Source organism: Pseudomonas sp. SWRI51 (assembly GCF_014268825.1).
In the GTDB taxonomy this organism is placed as follows: Bacteria; Pseudomonadota; Gammaproteobacteria; order Pseudomonadales; family Pseudomonadaceae; genus Aquipseudomonas; species Aquipseudomonas farsensis.
Genome location: NZ_JABWRG010000199.1, coordinates 1 through 265, shown reverse-complemented (window position 1 = coordinate 265; position 265 = coordinate 1). Strand labels below are relative to the sequence as shown.

The 265-nt window shown below is 58.5% G+C and carries 1 protein-coding gene; it reads left to right on the top strand.

Annotated features, from left to right (window positions below; genetic code table 11):
• On the top strand, positions 1 to 126 hold a 126-nt coding region (locus tag HU720_RS24000; protein WP_186523649.1), incomplete at its 5' end, for a hypothetical protein.
• Positions 127 to 265 lie beyond the last annotated feature (139 nt).

The following is a 265-nucleotide window of genomic DNA, read 5'->3' as shown; positions in this document are numbered from 1 at the left end:
CGCAAGATGATGACCAACAACGCCGGCAACCTGAAAGTCATTGCCACGCTGGCTGACGGCGGGCAGACGGGTGAAGGCCACATGATCGTCACCGTCCAGCGCTGGAACAACCCGCCGCTGCCATAAGGGCAGCAGGCACGGTTTTTCCAACGGATAGATTATCGGGAGATCACCATGGGCGCACTACTGAATCTGGTCGAACGCAACCTGCATGAAGTGCAGGTCGATGCCGACCGCATGCTGTTCCATATCCCCAGCAGTTCGC